General features: G+C 73.3%; 18 protein-coding genes. 5 read left to right on the forward strand and 13 right to left on the reverse strand.

The features are described from left to right. Positions 1-74 precede the first annotated feature (74 nt). Entirely contained in the window at positions 75-485 is a 411-nt protein-coding gene (locus tag F4559_RS29855; protein WP_184674396.1) for a GNAT family N-acetyltransferase, read from the forward strand. On the opposite strand, the gene F4559_RS29860 is transcribed toward F4559_RS29855, so the two are convergent. The 9 genes from F4559_RS29860 to F4559_RS29900 form a co-directional block, all read right to left on the reverse strand. Further along, the gene (locus tag F4559_RS29860; RefSeq protein WP_184674398.1) at positions 482-904 is read right to left on the reverse strand and encodes a hypothetical protein; all 423 of its coding nucleotides are present in this window, start codon (positions 902-904) and stop codon (positions 482-484) included. The genes F4559_RS29855 and F4559_RS29860 overlap by 4 nt on opposite strands. Then, the gene (locus F4559_RS36620) at positions 901-3,663 is read right to left on the reverse strand and encodes an FtsK/SpoIIIE domain-containing protein (protein WP_184674400.1); all 2,763 of its coding nucleotides are present in this window, start codon (positions 3,661-3,663) and stop codon (positions 901-903) included. The genes F4559_RS29860 and F4559_RS36620 overlap by 4 nt, the downstream gene beginning before the upstream one ends. A 1-nt stretch (position 3,664) precedes the next feature. Further along, positions 3,665-3,916, reverse strand: a complete 252-nt coding sequence (locus F4559_RS29870) for a hypothetical protein (RefSeq protein ID WP_184674403.1) — start codon at positions 3,914-3,916, stop codon at positions 3,665-3,667. Beyond that, positions 3,913-4,173, reverse strand: coding sequence for a hypothetical protein (locus tag F4559_RS29875; RefSeq protein WP_184674405.1), 261 nt, complete (start codon positions 4,171-4,173; stop codon positions 3,913-3,915). The genes F4559_RS29870 and F4559_RS29875 overlap by 4 nt, the downstream gene beginning before the upstream one ends. A 121-nt stretch (positions 4,174-4,294) precedes the next feature. Next, complete coding sequence (locus tag F4559_RS29880; protein WP_312865889.1) at positions 4,295-5,128, reverse strand: hypothetical protein; 834 nt, start codon at positions 5,126-5,128, stop codon at positions 4,295-4,297. A gap of 234 nt (positions 5,129-5,362) precedes the next feature. Beyond that, positions 5,363-6,121, reverse strand: coding sequence for an alpha/beta fold hydrolase (locus F4559_RS29885; protein WP_184674408.1), 759 nt, complete (start codon positions 6,119-6,121; stop codon positions 5,363-5,365). After that, entirely contained in the window at positions 6,122-6,703 is a 582-nt protein-coding gene (locus F4559_RS29890) for a DUF4232 domain-containing protein (protein ID WP_184674410.1), read from the reverse strand. It abuts the gene before it with no gap. Between the two features lie 100 nt (positions 6,704-6,803). Then, positions 6,804-7,859, reverse strand: coding sequence for a gamma-glutamylcyclotransferase family protein (locus F4559_RS29895; protein ID WP_184674419.1), 1,056 nt, complete (start codon positions 7,857-7,859; stop codon positions 6,804-6,806). A 195-nt stretch (positions 7,860-8,054) separates the two neighbouring features. Then, entirely contained in the window at positions 8,055-9,062 is a 1,008-nt protein-coding gene (locus F4559_RS29900; RefSeq protein ID WP_184674421.1) for a LysR family transcriptional regulator, read from the reverse strand. Between the two features lie 391 nt (positions 9,063-9,453). On the opposite strand from F4559_RS29900, the gene F4559_RS29905 reads away from it, so the two are divergent. After that, positions 9,454-9,849 (forward strand): nitroreductase family deazaflavin-dependent oxidoreductase, encoded by a 396-nt coding sequence (locus F4559_RS29905; protein WP_312865890.1) that lies wholly within the window; start codon positions 9,454-9,456, stop codon positions 9,847-9,849. Between the two features lie 47 nt (positions 9,850-9,896). Here the strand turns inward: F4559_RS29905 and F4559_RS29910 are convergent, their stop codons facing one another. Beyond that, positions 9,897-10,712 (reverse strand): PhzF family protein, encoded by an 816-nt coding sequence (locus tag F4559_RS29910; RefSeq protein WP_184674425.1) that lies wholly within the window; start codon positions 10,710-10,712, stop codon positions 9,897-9,899. A gap of 78 nt (positions 10,713-10,790) precedes the next feature. On the opposite strand from F4559_RS29910, the gene F4559_RS29915 reads away from it, so the two are divergent. Beyond that, complete coding sequence (locus F4559_RS29915) at positions 10,791-11,606, forward strand: LysR family transcriptional regulator (protein WP_184674427.1); 816 nt, start codon at positions 10,791-10,793, stop codon at positions 11,604-11,606. A gap of 64 nt (positions 11,607-11,670) precedes the next feature. Here F4559_RS29915 and F4559_RS29920 read toward each other — a convergent pair whose 3' ends face one another. From F4559_RS29920 to F4559_RS29930, 3 genes are all read right to left on the reverse strand, one after another. Further along, entirely contained in the window at positions 11,671-13,032 is a 1,362-nt protein-coding gene (locus F4559_RS29920; protein ID WP_184674429.1) for a GTPase domain-containing protein, read from the reverse strand. Further along, entirely contained in the window at positions 13,032-14,822 is a 1,791-nt protein-coding gene (locus tag F4559_RS29925) for a dynamin family protein (protein WP_184674431.1), read from the reverse strand. Before F4559_RS29925 ends, F4559_RS29920 begins: the two co-directional genes overlap by 1 nt. An 88-nt stretch (positions 14,823-14,910) precedes the next feature. Next, the gene (locus F4559_RS29930) at positions 14,911-15,726 is read right to left on the reverse strand and encodes an IniB N-terminal domain-containing protein (RefSeq protein WP_184674433.1); all 816 of its coding nucleotides are present in this window, start codon (positions 15,724-15,726) and stop codon (positions 14,911-14,913) included. Positions 15,727-15,964: 238 nt separating this feature from the next. Here F4559_RS29930 and F4559_RS29935 point away from each other — a divergent pair, with 238 nt between their 5' ends. Both F4559_RS29935 and F4559_RS29940 read left to right on the forward strand, forming a co-directional pair. Continuing rightward, positions 15,965-17,164: an Hsp70 family protein gene (locus tag F4559_RS29935; RefSeq protein ID WP_184674435.1), complete on the forward strand. Its 1,200-nt coding sequence runs from the start codon at positions 15,965-15,967 to the stop codon at positions 17,162-17,164. 382 nt (positions 17,165-17,546) lie between these two features. Beyond that, positions 17,547-19,886 (forward strand): LuxR C-terminal-related transcriptional regulator, encoded by a 2,340-nt coding sequence (locus F4559_RS29940; protein WP_184674438.1) that lies wholly within the window; start codon positions 17,547-17,549, stop codon positions 19,884-19,886. The last annotated feature ends 30 nt before the right edge of the window (positions 19,887-19,916 follow it).

The raw sequence follows: 19,916 nt of genomic DNA on the forward strand, positions 1-19,916 counted from the left end.
TCCGACACACCGCTGTGACCTGCGTCTCGGTAAACCGCATGACCGGGCGGTGCCGGACGTCTACCGTGCGGGGCATGGAGATCCGCCGTGCCACGTCCGTGGCCGAGGTGCTCGCCGCCGGCCACCTGTTCGACGACACGCCGCGCGAGGACGTCACCGCCACGTTCCTCGCCGAGGACCGGCAGCACCTGCTCATCGCCTACGTGGACGGGGAACCGGCCGGCTTCGTGTCCGGCAGCGAACTGCTCCACCCGGACAAGGGCGTGGAGATGTTCGTCAACGAACTCGGCGTCGACGACGCGTTCCTGCGCCGGGGCATCGGGTCCGCGCTCGTGGAAGCGCTGCTGGAGCTGTCGAAGGAGCGCGGCTGTCACGGCATGTGGACCGCGGTCGACGCGGACAACGAAGCCGCCCTGGCCCTGTACAAGGGTGTCGACGGCGACATGGACACCGGGGTCGCCGTCGTGACCTGGGACCTGCCTTAACCCTTACGCCCGAACAGGGACCGCTTCTGGAGCGACTCGACCAGGTTCCGGTACGCCGCGTCCATGGCCTGGACGTAGTCGTTCTGCGGCCGGGCCGGGACCTTCTCGTTCGGCGGCGGCACGGGCGTGATCGCGAACCAGCGCTCGTTCCACAGCGCCTCGACGGCCTGCTCCCACACGACCGACACGCCGACGCGGACGTCCCGTTCCTGCGCGATCGCCCGCGCCATCAGCTCCTGCGTCTCGATCAGCCGCCCGACGAGGTCGGCCACGCGGGCGCGGTCGGCGGTGCGCATGCGCTCCACCGCCTCGCCCGCCAGGCCGATGATCTCCTTGTACCGCTCGACCGCGCCGACCCGGTCCTCGTCGGCACCGGCGGCGCGCTGCGCGGGCAGCGCGGACGTCCCCTCGCGGATCATGTGTCCTCCCCGGTGTCGAACGGGATCACGACCTGCGGCCGGGCGGGCGCGAACCGGTCGAAGAACAGGCCGCGCCGGGGACGCGGCGACCAGCTCAGCACCTGCTCGGGACCGAACGGCACGAGTTCCTTGCCCTGCACGTCGAACGCCACCCACGCGCCGATGTCGTCGTAGACGCCGGGCGAGAGGCTGTTCTTGAGCCGCTGCACGCCACGCCACCAGCCCAGCACATGCGTCCGGTTCTCCGGGCCGTGCTTGAGGACCGTGCGCAGTCTGTCCACTCCGGACACTTTCGCGTCGTCCTTGTGCTCCAGGAACGTGTGCCCGCCGTCGACCGCGTAGACGATCACGTAGTGCGGCCGCAGCGCCGAACCCTCGCCCTTGAGCCGTTCCTGCAACTCCCCGGCCTTCTCGACCAGGAACTTGTCGCGGAACTCCCCCATCGGGACCTTCTTGGCCTCGTACCCCAGGTCGTCGAGCTGTTTGTGCAGCTTCTCCGCGTACGGCTCGGCGTCGTCGGCGAAGCACGCGATCGTGAACCGCGCCTCGGCCTTGCCGTGCTGCTGCGCCAACGACAACGCGGCACCGCGCAGCACGCCCGCCGCGTCCTCGGCCAACGACCCGATCACCGCGATGTTGCGCCCCGGCGCGCTGGGGAACCGCACCTGCGCCGCACTGCCCGCCACGTCGATCACCTGACCCAGCAGCACGGTCGGGTTGGACGCGCCCGGCCGCAGCGCGCGGAAGTCCGGCAGGTCCTGCAGCACGGGCACCTTGCTGCCGTCGAACAGGATCGGCTCGGTCAGCTCCGGCGGCCGGACCTGGTGCAGCTCGGTCTGGAGCAGGTCGAACGTGCCGCGCGTGGTCGCGTCCGGCACGCGCGCGATCGCGTTGCCCGGCCGCACGCCCGACTCGTGGTTGACCACGGCGTGCCACCGCGGCAGCTCGACGGCCGCGTCGTTCTGCGGCTCGGCCAGCACGCGCCGCGCCTTGGGCAGCGCGATGCGCACGGTGAACTGCTCGAAGATCGCGGCCTTGCCCCAGAACCCCTCGATGCCGGACACGTCCTGGCTCGACAGCACCAGGTGGATGCCCTGCGACCGGCCGCGCCGGGCCACGTCCTCCAGCAGCTGCGTGGCCTGGGAGGTGACCTGGTCGCGTTCGGCGAACAGGTACTGGAACTCGTCGATCACCGCGACGATCCGCGGCCACCGGCCCTCCGGGTCCTCCTCGCGCAACTGCTCCAGCTTGGTGACCTCGTGCCGCTTGGCCGCGTCCGCCCGTCGGCGCATCTCGTCGGACAGGAACCGCAGCAGGGCCACGCCGAACTCGCGGTCGGTGTTGACGTTCACGCCGACCAGGCGCGCGTGCGGCAGCCAGCTCGGGTCCTTGCGGCCCGGCGCGAACTGCGCGAACGACACGCCCTCCTTGAAGTCCAGCAGGTACAGCTCCAGCTCGTCCGGCGCGTACCGGGCGGCCAGGCTGCCCAGCAGGGCGTACAGGAAGTTCGTCTTGCCCGACCCGCTCGGCCCGCCGATCAACGCGTGCGGCGACGTGTCGCCGAGCACCACGGGCACCGGCTCGCCGTCGTCGAAGCCGACCGGCGCGGCGACCCGGGCCGAGGAGTCCTCCTGCCAGTACCGGTCCGGCAGCAGGTCGGCGAACGTGCTCATCCGGGTCCGCCGGTTCTCCCGCTCCTCGGCGATCACCGCGCACGCGCGCGGCACGAGCGTGCGGTCGAACGGCGCGTCCAGCGTCACGGTCACGTGCCGTCCGGTCATCGTGCACGACGCCGACCCGTCGGCCGCGATGGTGACGGTCTCGATCGGCGAGTTCACCGTGACCGGGATGTCGACGAGGAAGAGCTGGATGCCGCACGCCAACCCGTTGCGCGCCACCCGTTGCAGCTGTTGCTGGTGCTCTTCCTTCAACGCCTTGCGGTTGCCGAACAGCACGGCGATCCGCCACGGCTCGGTGCGCCGCCCGCCCGCCGCGCCGACCGACTGGTGACCCTGCACCAGCACGCCCGTGTGCACGCGGCGGATGTGGTCGGACAACTCGTCGAGCAGCTCGTGCAGCCGTTTGGGGTCGTGCACGGTCAGCAGACCGGCGCGGGTCAGCGGGTAGAGGCCGGGCAGGGCGCCGGTGAGCTGGTTGACGTCCCACACGTGCACCTGCACGAGGCCGGGCGCGAAATGGCTCAGCACGCGCAGCAGCAGGTTCTCCACGAGCGCGTCGGCCGCCGCCCGGCCCTCCGGCGCCGAGGCGATGTGCAGGTGCGCCCGGTCCAGCAGCGGCACGGCCACCGGGAACGACTGGTGCTCGGGCGCGGACCGCACGACACCCGTGCCGATCCGCCACAGCTCGGGGACGCCGTCGCTGCCGTCGGCCGTGCCCGGTGTGCCCAGCCACGCCTGCGGCGGGCGGGACGCCGCCCCCGTGCCGACCTCGTCGACCAGCGCGGTCAGCCGGTCGGGTCCGCGTTCCGACCACTCGCGGAACGCCTCGACCCGGTCCAGCAGCGCGCGGGCGACCTGCGGCGCGAACGCCGGGTTGCCCAGCACCGCGGCCATGGCCGGGTCCTCCAGGGCGCGGTCGATCCCGCCGCCGCGCACCATGACCTCGACCATGTCGCGGGCCCGGTCCTCGGCGATCAGCCGCTGTTCGCGCGCGGCGTTGCCCAGCGCGGCGGCCACCGCGCCGTGGAAGGCGCCGAACGACTTCTCGATGCGCCGCTTGCGATCGTCCCGCCTGGCCACGTCACAGCTCCGCGGACAGTCGTCGGACGAGTTCCTGGCTCACGACGATCAGCTCCAACTCGTCGGCGAACCGCTCCCGCGCCGTGACGAACCCGGCCGGGACCAGGTCCTCGCCGCTGGTGGCGTCCACCTCGGCGAGCAGCTCCAGCGCCTCGTCCAGCGCGGTCTGCGCCTCGCGCACGCACCGGTAGACGTCGCCGAGCAGCTCGCAGCCCTGTTCGAGCCGGAGCTTGACCTCGCCGACCGACGTCACAGCCTGGCGCTGATGTTCTCGGCCTGGGAGATGCCGTTGGCCAGGAACTTCTGGAGGTCGTCCACGCCGTTGGCGACCTCGGCGAACTGGGCGTTCGCCTGGTCCACGTCGGCCTGGTCGCTGCCCTCTGTCGCCTGGCTGAGCAACGCCTGCGCGTCCTTGGCCAGATCGGCGGCCTGTTGCAGGGCAGCGGCGCTCTGGCCCGCCTTGTCGACGGCCTGGGCGATCGCGGCACGGACCTCTTCAATGCTGGCCATGTCGCCTCCTGTGCAGAGATTCCCGTAGTTGAAGTAGTACCGAAAGTTTCGCGCTTGACAAGCAAGATCGGCTGACCGGGTGGCGTTCGGAATCCACTCGATCGGGGCAGCTGCCGAACACCTAGTCGGGCTCCGTCCACACGAATGCCGACGCGGGTGTCGCGGTGAGTTCCAACGCCGCGATGCCCCCGGTCGGCACGGGTGTCGCCGACCAGCGCACGACGGTGGACTCGCCCTCCCGGGTCGGCGCGGACCACCCCGGACGGCCCAGTGACGCGACCGCGTCCAGTAGCGCGACCGCGGGCGGATCGATGCTCGTGCCGAGATCGACATGCACGCTCAGTAGATCCCCCCGTGGCGCCACCCGGGTGATCTTGCCACTGCGGGCGACCCGGCTGGCTACCGCCCGCGCCTGCCATTCGGCACCCGCGGCGCGGTCCGTGGCCACGTCGACCCTCAGCAGCAACCGGGTACCCGGTTCGGGTTGCGGCCCCACGTCGGGTTCGGCGGCCGGTTCGGGTTCCCGGTATTGCGGGTCCCCGCCGGCCCACGCCTCGACCAGGAGCCGTTCGGCGCCGGGCACGAGCGGGTCGAGCACGTCCGGGTCGTCGAGCACGGTCCACGCGGTGGGCGGCTCGCAGGAGATCCGCGGCGCGGGGAAGCCGAGGTCGCGCACAAACCCGCGCACCGCACGGGCGAGCCCGGCGGCCACGTTCTCCGGCACGCGCTGCCCGCTGTCGATGGCCAACGTCAACGACCAGCAGCCGGGTTCCTCGTCCGAGCAGTCGCCGACCCGCAGCACGCGACCGCCGACCCGGTCGAGCAGACGCGCGCACGCGGCGCGTGCCCGTGCCGCACCGTCGGCCGCGACCACCGCCGTGATCACCAGTTCGAGGTCTTCTCCCACCATCGCACCGGGATTGTCCATCAGGCAGGTGAACGGCGGGCGATCCACCCGGCTCCCTGCGCCGTTCGCCGCCGTGCGGCTGGTCGGTACGCAGCACGTCGTCTTACCGACGCGTGGGCGGGGCCTGGTGTGCACACCAGGGGATCGGCCGGACCCCCGGCGGACGTTTCCGGAAGGCGGGACGTTCGGTGGTCGCGGGCCGATCGGACACGGGCCGCGAAAGCCGACACCGGTGCCGCACCGGCCGACGCGCAAGCAAGCCGCCGCCCGACCGGCCCCCCGCTAGACGACCCGCCGCACGAACGACACCAGGTCCGCCAACACCTCGTCGCGGTTGGTCTCGTTGAGCACCTCGTGCCGGGCGCCGGGGTAGATGCGCTCCTCGAAGCGCAGGCCGCGGATGCGATCGGTGCCCGTGCGGGTGTCCGACACCGGCACGATCCGGTCGTCGGCGCCGTGCAGCCACAACGCGGGCAGGTGTTCCAAGGCCGGACCGAAGTTCACCTCGTCCAGCGCGTGCTCGATCGTCCCCAACGTCACGTCGGGCAGGGGGCCGTGCCAGACCAGGGGGTCGGCCGCGTACCGGCGGCCGACCTCAGGATCGCGGGAGAGCAGGTCCGGGTCCACGGCGTCGTCGGGCCGGTCCAGGCCGTCCCACGCGCCGAGCAGGGGCGCGGACAGCACGAGCGCGGCCACGTCGTGGTCCTGGGCGTGGCGGACGGCGGCGAGCCCGCCGAAGGAGTGTCCGAACAGGACGGTGGGCAGGTCGGCCGCGGCCGAGGAGATCGCCGCGCCGACGTCGGCCACGATGCCCGCGAAGTCGGCCAGGACCGCACGCCGCCCTTCCGAGCGGCCGTGCCCGACCAGGTCCGGAGCCACGACCAGGGCACCGTGCGCGACCAGTTCCTCGGCGACGTGCGTGTACCGGCCGCCGTGCTCGCCGAGCCCGTGCACGAGCACGGCGAGCCACGTGGCGTCGAGGTTCGGCCAGGTGCGCACGGACAGCTCGCCGGCGTGCCCGGGGACGTTGGACTCGATCACCTAGGCAGCGTAGAACGCGCTGATCTCGATGCGCCCACCGCCGCACACCGGGCCAAGACCCCACGCGACGGTCAGCGGCGCGGTCTCGTCGGGCGGGATGGCGGCGGCGTTCGCGGCCTCCGGCCGGCACGGGCCGTCCTGCGTCTCGTCGCCGGCCGGCACGACGGTCCAGTGCAGGTTCGCCGCGGCCGACCCGCCGGGCGCGAGCGTGACCGGCGCGGGTGCCGGGTCGGCGACGCGTTCGAGCGCGGTCGGCAGCGGCGAACCGGCGGCGTCGAGGAGCTGGAAGCCGCTGTAGCCGGTGAGCGTGCACTGGGCGGCGGAGGTGTTGGTGACGACGAACTTGGCGTACCGGTTGCCGGCGCCCGCGTCGGTGTTCTCCACCTTGCCGGTCAGGCCCGCGGCGGTGCACCGGGTGGTCACCGGCGCGATGCCCGTCGGCGTCGGCGTCGGTGTCACCGCCGAGCCGGCCGCCGGCGTGGACCCGGCGACGGTGGTCGTGCCGCTTTCGGTCGACGGACTGCCGCACGCGGTCACCGCGACCGCGAGCGCGCCGCACACGACGATGAGCCGTCGCCTCATGTCCACCTCCAGGGTCGGGGTACGAGGGGTCTACCCCATGCACGTACCCCGTCGGCGACCGGTCGGGCCGCTTCGGCGGGAATTCACCGCATCGAGCGCATCACGGGTGGTTGTCGACCCAGCCGTCCGGCAGCACGGCCATACCCTCGACCCCGCCGGTCCACAGGTAGGTCCAGCAGACCCGGCCGTCGGGCAGCGTCACGCGGACGCGGCGGTACTCGTCGCCTTCGTACTCGTCGAGCGCGGGCAGCACGTCCTCCGGGGCGTCCAGGCGCAGCACGTGGCCCGGCACGCTGCCCGCGCCCGGTCTGAGAGCCGGGTAGCCGCGCCCGGTGTCGTGCAGGGTGCCGGTGACGGTGACCGGCGTGGCCTCCACGACGTGGTCGGCCACCAGGTGCCAGCCGGACATGCCGGGCCGGAGCGTGCCGTAGACGAAGATCAGGTCCGGCCAGTCGTCGGGCGACGGGTCGCCGTGCACGGGCGTGACGTCGAGGCCGTCGGACGCGGCGGGCCGGCCGGGCTGGTAGCGGGCGCGGTGCTGCGGCACGTCGGCGCAGCGGATCGGGCGGTCGCCGTAGAGCAGGGGCATGCGGCGCTTGCCGGCGCCGGTGTAGGCGAGCACGGAGTCGACCACCGCGCCGTCGAAGAGGGTCACCTGCCCGCTGTGCACGCGGACGAGTCGGTAGCGCAGGCCCCGGCCTTCGCAGCGGTCGAGCACGCGGAGCTGTTCGGCGGTGGCGAACCACACCGCGTGCTCCTCCTCGACGCCGGGCGCGTGGGCGAGCGTGGCCGGGCGCTGCCCGTCGGACTTGCGGTGTCCGGCCGCCCAGACGGCGGACAGGTCCCGGCACTTCGCGCGGAGCACGACCGCCGGGCCGGTCAGACCCAGCTCTTCACGCAGCCAGGTGACCTTGGAGGGGTTGGCGTTGGACCCGTACGCCAGCACGGGCATGCGGTGCGCCAAGGGCGGCTCGCCGTGGTCGGCGAGCCAGTCGTCGAGATCTCGGCCGTCCGGAGCGACCCGCCACCCGGAGTCGGTCGCGGGGTCCGGCGTGACCGGCCACCCCTCGCCGTCGAGGTGCACGAAACAGTGTCCCGGCCGAGCGCCCGGGTAGGGCTCGGCCGGGTGACTATCGTCTGTGAAGGGCTGAGTCATGGCCTCATTCTGGCAAGACTCACCTGGAATTCACCCGACGTTGGTTTTCGTTTGCGCCCAGACGTCGGGTGAATCCTGCCCTTGCGAGGGTCAGTGGGGATGAGTCTTCGGTCGAAGGGGTGGGGAGGTCGGAGCTTTCGGCGTGAGGGGAACCACGTCCGGAGCTTCGGGCTACCCGCTGCGGCGGGCGGTCAATCAGTTCTTCGGCGCGGACGCCTCGGCCATGAGCAAAGCGGCGTCCAGTTCCGGGTGGGCCTCCGGGTGCTTGTCCCACCACGCCTCGTACGCGGGGTTGCGGGGCAGGACCGCCTTGTACGCCTTGGCCGCGCACGCGAACACGTCGTGCGCACGCCCGGCCGCCGGTCCCTCGCGGCGGGTCGCGAGGAGCAGGTCGACCATGAGCGGCGCACCGCGCAGCGGCTTGATCACGATGCCGTCCCCGCTGCGCGACTGCGGCAACGCGAACGAGATCGCGCCGTTGGCGACCAGGGACCGGGCCGTCGACGCCTCGTTCACGTGGTGGGCGAACCGGGGCGTGAAGCCGGCGTCCGCGCAGACCGAGAAGATCTGGAGGCGGTTGCCGACCGACTCGTCCGGCGGCGACACCCAGTCGCGGTCGGCGAGCGCGGACAGGTCGACCTCGTCCTCGGCGGCCAGCGGGTCCCAGTCGGGCAGTGCGACGAACTGCGGCTCCGAGACCAGTCTTCGTACCTCCAAACCGCGTAGTTCGCGTCGCTCCATTCCCTCGAACCGGTCGACGATGCCGAGTTGGATCTGACCGGAGACGAGGAGTTCGAGCAGCGCGGACCCGCCGGGGAGAATCTCGGTGCGGACTTCCGAGCACGGGATCGTTCTGCGCAGTTCCTCGACGAAATGTCCGAAGAACAGCGTGGGGACACCGCCCACCACGAGTGGGCCGGGTGTCCCGTCGTTGGTCGACCGCGACTTGGCCAGCGAGACCAGCTGGCCGACCTCGTCGAGCACGAGGCGGGCGGTGCCGACCACCTGCTTGCCGAGGTCCGTCGGCACCGAACCACCGGGGGTCCGGTCGAACAACTGACCGCCGACGATGCGCTCCACGGTGCGGAGTTGGGCGCTCATCGCCGGCTGCGTGAGACCTAGCCGCGTGGCGGCTTTGGTCAGGCTGCCCTCCTCGGCGATCGCGCAGACCGCTCGGAGGTGGCGGAGTTCAAGCTCGGGCATAACGCTCTTCTATCCCCCTTTTGAATGAGCCGCCACCCCTTCGGGCAGTCATAGTTGTCCAAGTACCCCGATCCGGAAGAGGAAGACATGAGCCGGGCGAGCCAGATCTACTGAGAACACCAGGGCCAGACCATGGCCGTCGACCTTTCGACACCGGGTCCTGCCGGACCCGGTAGAGCGGCCCTGACCACCGTTTACGCGGGCGGTGCCAGGGGAACGCCGGGAGGGTCGATCGGGCCAGGGGGTGCGGCGGCGGACGTCCCCACCCCAGTAGCGGAGCCGTCGGTCGTGACTGCGGAGTAGCGACCGACGGCTTCGTCACGTTCTGTGGCGGTTCCCGGACTTTGGGTACGGTCGAAGCATGTCTGTTGCCGACAGCCCAGTGGGCTGGGTGAACGATCACATCCGGCGCTACGTCGAGACCGACGGCGCCGAGGGCCACGAGTGGCGACCGGGCGTCCACACGCTCCTGCTGACCACGAAGGGTCGCAAAAGCGGCGAGCCGAGGCGCACGGCGTTGATCTACCGGCGTCACGGCGACGCGGTGGTCGTGGTGGCTTCCTCGGGCGGGGCGCCGAAGCACCCGGCGTGGTACCTGAACCTGGAAACCAATTCCGAAGCGGAAGTCCAGGTCGGCCCGGAAAAGTACCAAGTCCGCGCGCGGACCGCCGAAGGTGAAGAACGCGCGGAACTCTGGAAATCCCTCAACGAGGTGTGGCCCGACTACGCGAATTACCAGACGAAGACCGATCGGGAAATCCCGGTCGTGGTGTTGGACCGGGTCTAGTCCCGTATGCGGACCGCCGGGACGCCACGTCCCGGCGGCCCGTCCGCCTATCCCGCGATCGGGACCGCTCGGCCCGTGACCCGCACCCGCGCGTCGTCCGGGCGCACGTCCACCACCAGCTCGCTGGGCCGGCCCATGTCGACGCCCTGGTGCACGGTGATCACCCGGGGCGCCGCCACCACACCCAGCGCCCGGAGGTACCCGCCGAACGCCGCCGCCGCGGACCCCGTCGCCGGGTCCTCGACCACACCGCCGACCGGGAACGGGTTGCGGGCGTGGAAGACGTCCTCCTCGGCCTGCCACAGCAGGTCCGCGGTCACCGCGCCGTGTGCGCGGAGCAGGTCGCCCAACGCGTCGAAGTCGTAGTCCAGAGCGGCCAACCGCGACCGGCCGCGCACCACGACGACCAGGTGCGTCGACCCGCCGAACGCCCAGTGCACCGGGTAGCGCACGTCGAGGTCGTCGGCCGTCCACCCCAGTGCGGCCAACGCCGCCGCGACGTCCGCCGCCGGCGCCGGGGTCGACGACGTGGGCACGCTCGTCAGCGTCGCGGCACCGTCGGCGGTCTCCACCTCCACGACGCCCGCGGGCGTGTGGAACACCAGCCGGCCCGCGATCCCGGACGCGACGGCCGTCGCCACGGTGGCGTGACCGCAGAACGGCACCTCGACCACCGGGCTGAAGTACCGGATCCCGAACCCGTCGGCACGCGGGACGACGAAGGCGGTCTCGGAATATCCCACCGATGCGGCGATCTCCAGCATCTCCGCGTCCGACAACCCGGTAGCGTCGAGCACGACCCCGGCGGGGTTCCCACCGGCGGGATCGGCGCTGAAAGCCGTGTAACGCAAGACCTCGACCATGCGGCCCAGCGTGCGCCACAGGCGGCGATGAAGTCCAACGATTCTCAACGATCCAATCAATCGGTATCGTCGATGGGCATGGACACCCGGCTCCTGCGGACCCTCCTCGTGCTCGCCCGCACCGGCAGCTTCACGGCCACCGCCACCCAGCAGCACCTCGTCCAGTCGACGGTGACCAGCCAGGTCAAATCCCTGGAACGGGCCCTCGGCGCCCGGCTGTTCGACCGCCTGCCCACCGGCGCGCGCCTCACCGAGGCCGGGCGCCGCGCGGTGGAGCACGCCCGCGAGGTCCTGGCCGCCGAACAACGCCTGCGCGACGCCGTCCGGGGCAGCACGGCCGTCGAGGGCGACGTGCGGATCGGCGCGCCGGAATCCGTGTGCGCCTACCGCCTCCCCCAGCGCATCGCCGACGCCGCCCTGCGCTGGCCGGGCATCGCCGTGCACCTCAACGCCGTCAACACCCGCCCGGCCCTGGCCGGCGTCCGCTCCGGCACGCTGGACCTCGCCCTGGTCCTGGAGGAGTCGGTCGCGGTCGCCGGGCTGCGGGCCACCGCCCTGGGCGTCGAGCAGATCGACCTGGTCACGGCGCCGGGCGTCGCCGAGGAGGAGCGCTACTTCCTGCTGGAGGAAGGCTGCTCCTACACCGACCGGTTCGTCCGCGACCTGGCGCCGACGCCGACGATCACCCGGTTCGGCAGCATCGAGGCCGTCCGCTCCTGCGCCGTCGCGGGCCTTGGCCACGCGGTCCTGCCCCGCGTCGCCATCGCCGACCACCTCGACGCCGGCACGCTGCACAGCGTCCGCACGCTCCCGGAGACGACGCTGTTCCTGGTCACCGACCCCCGCCGGACCCCGTCGGCGGCGGTCAAGGCCGTGATCGACGCGATCAGCTGATCCCACACCACACCGATCACGCGGCGCAGGCCCGCCCGCGTCGACCCGACCGGCCGAGCCCGGATCAGCCGAGCCCCGCGTACATCCCCTCGCAACTGCGCACCACGACGGCCGCCGCCCGCCGCTGCGCGTTGTCCAGCACCGGGTTCGCGGCGTGCTCGCGCCACCGCGCCACCGCGTCGAGCACCGCGTGCCGCAACTCGCCGTCCGTCGGCTCGTACTCGATGGCCAACCGGGCGAGCATCGACGTGCCCGTGCCGCCGATCAACCGCACGGCCTCGTCGTCCAGCTCGTCGGAGAACCGCACCCGCCCGGCGTGCAACGCCGCCAGCAGCCGCAGCTCCCGGAAGTCGTGCGCGGAGGCCACGAGCCGCTCCATCGCGGCCGTCAGCCGGGCGGCGGCGGGTCGGGGCGTGGCCCGCAGCACCACGTCCAGCCCCAGCAGCGCGGCACGGGCCTTGAGCACGTCCCGGCGTTCGGCGAAGTACAGCCCGATCGACTCCCGCAGCTCGCCGAGGCCGCTGCGCTGGGCGAGCTGGGCCGACAGCTTGACCGGCGTGTCGCACCCCTGCCGGACCAGCGTCGTGGTCAGCCGGACGCCGAAGATCCCGAACCGCTCCACCAGCGCGTGCCGCACGGACCGGTCCAGCGGCAGGTCGGTCGACACGAAACGGTCCACCGACAGCAGGTGGTCCTCCAGGTCGACCCGGGAGTGGCGGGCCAGCGTGGACAGCGCCGTGAACTCGTCGTCGCGCAACGTCCGCGACGCCACCGCGAGCAGGCCCGACACCGCGACCACGTTCTGGCACAACGGGATCACCGAGGCCTCGCGCCGGTACCGCCGCGCCACCTGCCGGGCCGACGACAGCGCGTCGATCCGCCCGGCACCGATCTCGTCGGCCCGCGCCAGCACGACCACGGTGTCCACCGGCGTGGCCCGCGCGAACGGGTGGTCGTGCGCCGACCGGAGCTGTTCGAGGTCGGCGCTGTGCATGTGCCGGGTCAGGTACAGCACGGCGTCCGCGTCCCGGTACACGCGCTCGACCGACGCCCGTGCCGGGGAGTCGATCAGCACCAGGTCCCGCAGCGACCGCGAGGGCCATTCGACGTCGATCCGCTCGGCACCGGTCGCCTCGACCGCGATCCGCCCGTCCCGGCGCACGACCGGGACCTCGTGCCGCCCGACGTGGGCGTGCGCGCGCGGCCCGTCCCGGTACCAGAGGAACGCGTCGCCGCCGGCGAACTCCTCGCCGATCAGGGCGCCGACCAGCGTCGTCTTGCCGACCCGGTGCGGACCGGCCACGGCGATGCGCAACGGCTCGTCCAGCCGGGCCGCGAACCCGCGCAGCCACGCCGTGGCGCGCGGGTCGTCCCGGTAGACGCCGAGCGCGTCGTCGAGCAGCTGCCAGACCTCGTCGCCGAGCATCAGGCGCTGATGCCCAGTGGCGGCGCCTGGCCCGCGGCCGACGCTTGGACCCGCTGGTACAGCTCGACCAGGCGGTCGAGTTCCCGCTTGGCCTCCTGCAGGCGGCGTTCCCGGTGGACGGTGTCCTCCTGCACGGCCCGACGCGCGCCGCGCGCGGACTCCAGCAACGTCTCCTGCAACTCGTCCGCCAACGTCGAGAAGTGCCCGCGCAGGCTGCGCTGCACGTGCCGGGCCGCGTCCCGGCAGTCCTTGGAGAACTTGAGGAAGAAGTCGTCCACGTGCCGCTGCGCGGCGGCCTTCGCGGCGGACTGGCGGCGGCGCAACCGCTGCCCGCTCTCGTCCAGGATGGACTTCCCACCGAACAGGGCGCCCGCACCCAGCGACACGGCGTTGATCAACGGCATGCCCGCGAGGCTCGTCACCAGACCGAACATGAGCACGCCGCCGTAGGACCCGCGCAGGCCCGTGAAGAACTTCTGCACGACGCCGAACCGCTCTATCACCGGTCTGTCCATAGTAGACACCCGATCGAGCGCGTCGTCCGGGAACACCGACTCGGGCAGCAGGCCGTCGCGGTGCACGGGGAAGCTCCGGGCCACCTTCTCGGCCACCCACTCCGCGCGGTCGAGCAGCCACGTGAAGTTCGCCGTCGCCGCCTCGGTGAGCCGCTCCTCCAACCACGCGCCGAACTCGTCCCAGCCCACCGCCGGATCGGCGGTCTCGAACGTCCGGTCGACCTCGCGCAGGATCCGCCGGGTCCGGTCGCGCAGGTCGTACTCGACGTCGGACACCAGGTCGGCCATCTCGTCGGCCAGAACCGTCTGCCACCGCGCGGACCTGCGGCGCAGCTCGTCGACGCGGCGCTGGGCCTCGTTCAGCGCGGCCACCACGTCCTCGGTGCGGCGCGGTGCCGTCAGCTCCTCCCGCACGGGCACGACGAGCTGCCGGATCGCGGCGGCGGCCAGCACCGTGACCGTGCGCCGGGCCAGCACGTCGGCCGCCGCCACGATGTCGCCGCGCACGCACTCGATCAGCTCCGGGAAACCCGACTCCGCGTTCAGGTCGCGGTCCCCGGTCTTCGCCGCGCGCAGGCGCAACGCCGACGACACCGGGAACACCCGGGCGGCGATGCCCGCGCGCGCCAGGTGCTCGCGGTTGCGCCGCACGACGTGCCGCCAGCCCGCCGTGAGGTCGATCTTGGTCAGCACCACGAACACCGTCGGGCACGACTGCGTGACCCGGCCGAGCAGGTCCAGCTCGGACGCGGTCAGCTCGGCGGTGGCGTCCGAGACCATCAGCACCGCGTCGGCCTGGAGCAGCGTGGCGAACGTGCTCGCGGTGTGCGCGGAGCGCAGGTTGCCGATGCCGGGCGTGTCCACGAGCACGAGCCCGGACGTGAGCAGGTCGCGCGGGATGCCGACCTCGGCGCGGACCAGGTCGCCGCCGTGCTCGGTGCTGACCTGGTCGGCCACCTCGTCGATGGGTACGGGGATGCGCTCGGTCGGCGCGTCGGCGCCGCGCACCAACGCGGCCGAGGGGGTCTCGGCGTGCTGTACGAACGTGGGCACGGTGGTCGTCACGTCGTCGCCGACCGCGCACACCGGCGCGTTGACGAGGGCGTTGACGAGTTGGCTCTTGCCCTGTTTGGACTCGCCGACGACCAGGACCCGCACCTTGGGGTCCAGTTGCCGGGCGCGCTTCTCACGCAGCCGCAGCGCCAGATCGGGCCGGTTGTGCGTGGTGCACGCCCGGATCGTGTCGTCTAGCACGTCGAGCCATGGCGCGGACATCACCCGGCAGAGTGTGCCGTGCCCGACGCCCGTCGGGGAAGGAGGCCGGCCCCGCACCCTTCGCGGAACCGGCCTCCGGGCGCGGCGATCAGAAGAGCAGGTCGCCGAGGTCCGACACGACGGGTACGTCCGCGTGGTCGACGTCGGTGACACCGTGGCCGGTGACGTCGCTCACGGCGACCGGCGCGGCGGACTCCAGCGGCGCGGTGACCTGACCGAGGTCGGGTGCCTGGCCGACGCCCAGGCCTGCCGTGTCGTGGTCGAGGTCGAGCGCGACGGAGTCGGTGACGGTGCCGACGACGTTGCCGATCGTGCTGTGCAGCGGGCCGAGGACGTCGGTCGTCGCGGCCGGGACGGGCAGCGTGCCGGTGTCGGGGACGACGTCCGGCACGGCCGCGGTCGCCTGCCCGGCGACGTCGGCGGGCTCGGGGACCCGGTCGAGGGTCGAGGTGACGTCGTGGACGGCGGCGAAGTCGCCGTCGACCGCCGCGCTGATCGAGCCGACCGAGTCGACCGCGCCCCAGCCCGCGTAGCCGCCGAAGATCTCCAGGCCGTGGGCGTCGGCGCTGAGCGCGCCGGCGGCGGCGAGGTTGACGTCGGAGGTGCCGGTGACACCGGACAGCGCGAGCTGCTGGGCGACGGCCTGGAGCTGGCCGACCGCGGACGTGGCGTCGTCGAGCGGCACGTCGGTGAACATCGAGTGCTGGTCCAAGGCCGGGATGCGGCCGGCCGGCGCGTAGTCCAGCACCAGCGGGATCACCTCCTGGACGTCCTGGGCGGTGATGTCGCCCAGGCCGGCCGCGGCCAGCGAGCCCTCGGCGTCGGCCTGGAAGTCGGCCAGGGCGTCGGGGTCGCTGAGCAGGTCGAGGACGAAGTCGTGGAGGGTGCCGGCGCTGCTGCCCATCGTGCTCGTTTCTCCTGGTGTGTCCGTGGTTCCGGGATCGGCAGGGGTGGATCCCGGTGAGTCGGTGTCCACCTTGGCGAACCGGTCGCCGTCCCTCATCGGGGATCACTCCCCGTATATAGCGCATCCACATTGGGGTGGCGCTCGTTCACTCCCTAGGGGATTAGGGGATCGGGTTGTCACGGGCTCGGCACCCCGTGTAATCAGATTGGCGTTCGCGGAACGAAGGAGATCGGGCTTGCCGTACGTCCTCGGCGTCGACGTTGGCACCACGCGCACCGCCGTGGCGGTGTGCCGCACCGACGGTGCGGGACGCGCCGAACCCGACGTGCCGCTGCCCGCCGTGCCGTCCGCGCTCCGGCTGACCCCGACCGGCCGGATCGCGGTCGGCGAGGCGGGCGAACCGCTGGTCACGGCCACCGGCTTCGCCCGCCGCGTCGGCGACCCGACACCGTTCGCGCTGGGCCGCGAGCTGTGCCCGCCGGAGGAACTGACCGCGCTGGTCGTGCGCTGGGCCGTCGACCGCGTCACCGGGCACGAAGGCATACCACCCGAGCACGTGGTGCTGACCCACCCCATGTCGTGGACCGGACACACGCGGGCCGTGATGCTCGCGGCGCTGCGCGAAGCCGGGGTCGACCGGGTCACGCTGCTGGCCGAACCGCTGGCCGTGGCCGAGAACCACGCGTTCCGGCACGGCGCGGTGGGGTGCCTGGCCGTGTTCGGGCTCGGCGGCACGTCGTCGAGCGCGGCGGCCGTCCGGGCGGGAGCGGTCGAACGGTGGTCGGAGGACCTGGAACCGGTCGCGGGCGAGGACTTCGACGACCTGATCGCGTCGCACGTGCGCGCGGTCCTGGGCCGCGAGTTCGAGGACGCGGACTACGCGTTGCTGCGCCACGCCTGCGAGGCGGCCAAACGCGCGCTGTCGGCGGGACCGTCGACAGTGGTCCCGGTCCACCTGCCGACCGGCGTGGCCGAGGTGGCACTGACCCGGACCCGGTTCGAGGACCTGGTCCGCCCGGCCGTCGAGCACGCCGTCGCCCTGCTCGCCCGGACCGTGCGCGGCCTGCCCGTGGACGTGACCGTGCTGGTCGGCGGGAGCGCACGGATACCCCTGATCGCGACGCTGGTGCCGGGCCGCGTGGTCGTCGAGGCCGCACCGGAGCTGGCCGCCGTCCGGGGGGCCGCGCTGCACGGTCGGCGGGTGCTGCTGGGCGACGTCGAACCGGAACCGCGCGAGACCTCGGTACTGGCCCGCGACGACCCCTCCCTACGCTTCCCGGTGGGGGCCGCGGACCAGGACGACGACTTCACCGCCCCGCCGCCGAGACCGCCCGTGGACATCGTGCCGTTGGAACTGCCCGTGCGCCGGACCGTCGGCCGGGTCGTCCGGGACCTCGCGTCGGTGGGCCGCCGCGCGACCGGGGAGGACCGGTGACGCACACCAAGATCGGCGTCGCCGCCAGGATCCGACGGCCGGACGCCGGGGCGTCGGCGGTCGAAGAGTGCGTGGCGGCGGGAAGTCGTGGCCGGACGCCGGAATCCGGCCGCGGGCCGGCAGGCCGCCGGAGCCCGGCGGTCCACGACCGCCGCCCGACCGCGGGCCTCGGCCCGACCGACCTCCGCACCGCCGACAGGAATCCCGCACCCGAGACGCCCTGGAATCCGACCGGCCACCCCATGACCGCCGGCCTCCGTGCGACCGGGTCGAACCGGACCACCCACCCCGCACCGGCGACCCACCGGAACCTGGCAGACCACGCAGGTCGGCGGCCGGTCGACGAAGCACGGGTGGCCGTCGGTTTCCCGGGAGCGGGCCGGTGACCGCGATCGCGCCCATCGCCGACGTGCGGATCGCCCGGGTCCTCGACGACCTGGCCACCCGCCACGCCGTCCCGGTCCGGCTCGGCGTCGTCGCGCCCGGCGGGTACGGCAAGACCACGCTCCTCGGGGAGATCTCCCGCCTGCTCGACGACGCACTCGTGGTCGACGACGCCCACCTGCTCGGCGACGCGGAACTCGCCGACCTGCGCGTCGCGGTCGACCGGGCGGACCGGCCGGTCGTCGTGGCCTGCCGGCCGTGGCCGCGGTCCCGGCCGCTCGCCGCGCTGGCCGAGGCGCTGGGCCGGTCCCGTCCCGCCCTGGCGCTGTCGCCGTGGACCCGCGACCGGGTCCGGGCGTTCCTGCCGGTGTCCGCGCGCGGTCTGGCCGACCACGTGCACCGGCTGTCCGGCGGCGTGCCCCGGTTCGTGGCCCGGCTCGCCGGTCTCACCTCGACCGAGGTGCCGGCCGACGTGCTCGACTCCTTCCACCCCGACCTGGACTGGCTCGCCGACGACGTGCGCCGCTACCTGCTCGCCGCCGAGGCCGGTGTCGCCCACCGCCTCGACCTGCTGGCCGGTCTGCTGCACCGCGACCTCGACGGCGTGGGCGACGTGCTCGACGAGGCCCGTGCGACCGGTCTGCTCGCCGCCGACGGCACGCTGCTGCCGATCGCGCGGGCCGCCGTCGCCGCACTGTCGCGCACCGACCGCCGGATCGCGGTCCGCTGCCGCCTGGCCGAACTGGAACTGGCCGCCGGCGGTCCCGTGCTCGACCTGGTCCGCCCGCTGGTCGGCACGGGCGTGGCGGGTCCGGCCGACGCGTTCCAGGCCGCCGCCCGCGAGGCCCTGCCCGTCGACCCGGCGCTGGCCGCCCGGCTGCTGGCCGCGGTCGGCACGCCGTCGGCCGCGGTGACCGTGCGCCGGGCCGCCGCGTCCGCGCTGGCCGGCGACCTGGACACCGCGTTGCGCCTGGCCGACCGCGTGGTGGCGGGCGAGGCCGGACCGCACCGGGGCGAGGCCGCCGAGGTGGCCGCGATCGTCCTGGCCCACCGCGGCCAACTGGCCCGGGGCACCGAACTGCACCGCTGGTCGGCCTCGCCGACGTCGGCCGCGTTCGCGGTGATCGGCCGGGTCGGCACCGGCCACCGCCCGGCCGACGACGTGCCCGAGGCGCCGCCCACGATGCTCGACGGCGCGGCCACCCTGATGGCACGCGGCGTCCTGCGCACACTGGACGACGACCCGACCGCCGCCCTGTCGACCCTGCTGCGCGCCGCCGACCTGCTCGAACCGGCGGGCCGGGGCGTGCTGCTGCCCGACACCCCGGCGGCGCTGGCCGCGTTGGTCGCCCTGCACAGCGGGCAGCCCGCGATCGCCGACTCGGTCCTCGACCGTGCCGTGGCGACCGGCCAGGGCGGGCCGTTGATGTCCGTACGCCATCGCCTGCTCCAGGCGTGGACGGCCATGACCCGGGGCGAGTTCGCGCCCGGCCGTGAACTCCTGGCGGCCGTGCGCCGCACCCCGCTGGAGGCCCGCGACTGGCTGTTCGCCGTGGCGCTGGAGGCCGGGATCGCCCGCCGCACCAGCGATCTGGCGGGCGTGAAACGCACCTGGGAGCAAGCCTGCGAGGCCGTGCTGCGCCACCCCGTCGACCTGTTCACGTTCCTGCCGCTGGGCGAGTTCGCGGCGGCGGCGGCCCGCGTGCGCGACCGGCGCCGGTTGGCACCGCACCTGACGGAGGCGGCGGACCTGACGGCCCGCCTGGGCAATCCTCCACTGTGGACTGTCCAATTGCACTGGAGCGCCCTGCACGCCGCGATCATCGCCGATGACGACGAGGAAGCCGGGCACCACGCGGCGGCACTGTCCACTCACGCCCACCGCGGCGGCCACCCCGCCGCCGTCGCCAAGGCCGCGACGACGTGGTTGGACGTGCTGGCCGGCCGGATCGACGCGGATGCCGTGGAGGAAGCCGCACGCGACCTGCACGCGGCGGGCCAGTGGTGGGACGCGGCCCGGCTGGCCGGCCAGGCCGCCATCCGGACGGCGGACCGCCGGGCCATGGTCCACCTGCTCGACTGCGCCCGGACGTTGCAGGGCCGCCCGCCGACGCCCGTGAGCACGGCACCCGCCGAACGCACGGACAGCCGGCTGAGCGGGCGCGAGCACGAGGTCGCCGAACTCGTGGCGAAAGGCTTGACCTACAAGCAGATCGGCGACCGGCTGTTCATCTCCGCGAAGACCGTGGAGCACCACGTGGCCCGCATCCGGCGCCGGCTGGGCTGCGCGAACCGGGCCGAACTGCTGGACCAGCTCCGCCAGTTGACCGACAACTGACAAGGCCGTCCCGGGAGGAGTCCTCCCGGG

Origin of the sequence: Saccharothrix violaceirubra (assembly GCF_014203755.1) — a bacterium.
Lineage (GTDB): Bacteria > Actinomycetota > Actinomycetes > Mycobacteriales > Pseudonocardiaceae > Actinosynnema > Actinosynnema violaceirubrum.

Bases quoted from the DNA above. Each gene is read 5' to 3' on its own strand.
- F4559_RS29915 (WP_184674427.1), top strand. From the start codon at position 10,791: ATGGACACCCGGCTCCTGCGGACCCTCCTCGTGCTCGCCCGCACCGGC.
- F4559_RS29890 (WP_184674410.1), bottom strand. From the start codon at position 6,703: ATGAGGCGACGGCTCATCGTCGTGTGCGGCGCGCTCGCGGTCGCGGTG.
- F4559_RS29895 (WP_184674419.1), bottom strand. From the start codon at position 7,859: ATGACTCAGCCCTTCACAGACGATAGTCACCCGGCCGAGCCCTACCCG.
- F4559_RS29855 (WP_184674396.1), top strand. From the start codon at position 75: ATGGAGATCCGCCGTGCCACGTCCGTGGCCGAGGTGCTCGCCGCCGGC.
- F4559_RS29900 (WP_184674421.1), bottom strand. From the start codon at position 9,062: ATGCCCGAGCTTGAACTCCGCCACCTCCGAGCGGTCTGCGCGATCGCC.
- F4559_RS29925 (WP_184674431.1), bottom strand. From the start codon at position 14,822: ATGTCCGCGCCATGGCTCGACGTGCTAGACGACACGATCCGGGCGTGC.
- F4559_RS29910 (WP_184674425.1), bottom strand. From the start codon at position 10,712: ATGGTCGAGGTCTTGCGTTACACGGCTTTCAGCGCCGATCCCGCCGGT.
- F4559_RS29860 (WP_184674398.1), bottom strand. From the start codon at position 904: ATGATCCGCGAGGGGACGTCCGCGCTGCCCGCGCAGCGCGCCGCCGGT.
- F4559_RS29920 (WP_184674429.1), bottom strand. From the start codon at position 13,032: ATGCTCGGCGACGAGGTCTGGCAGCTGCTCGACGACGCGCTCGGCGTC.
- F4559_RS29930 (WP_184674433.1), bottom strand. From the start codon at position 15,726: ATGGGCAGCAGCGCCGGCACCCTCCACGACTTCGTCCTCGACCTGCTC.
- F4559_RS29875 (WP_184674405.1), bottom strand. From the start codon at position 4,173: ATGGCCAGCATTGAAGAGGTCCGTGCCGCGATCGCCCAGGCCGTCGAC.